1 protein-coding gene is annotated in these 218 nt (G+C 77.1%); it reads left to right on the top strand.

Annotated elements, in window-relative coordinates; genetic code table 11:
• Positions 1-218, top strand: a 218-nt coding sequence (locus CCN42_RS44430) for an ATP-binding cassette domain-containing protein (protein ID WP_245877292.1), incomplete at both ends; no start/stop codon positions are given.

Genomic DNA, 218 nt, shown 5'->3' with positions numbered 1-218 from the left:
TACGCCGCCGAGGTCCGCGCCCTCGCCGTCCGCCGGGGCCGGGTGCGGGCGCTGCGCCACGTCGACCTGACCGTCTCACCCGGCGAGACCGTCGCTCTGATGGGCCGCAACGGCGCCGGGAAGTCGACCCTTCTCTCCTCCCTGGTCGGGCTGGTGGAACCGGCGTCCGGATCGGTCCGCGTCGGCGGTGCCGTCCCGCACCGCACCCCGCCCCGCGA

Source organism: Streptomyces glaucescens (genome assembly GCF_002154375.1).
Lineage (GTDB): Bacteria > Actinomycetota > Actinomycetes > Streptomycetales > Streptomycetaceae > Streptomyces > Streptomyces glaucescens.
This window is presented reverse-complemented; position numbering and strand designations above follow the sequence as displayed.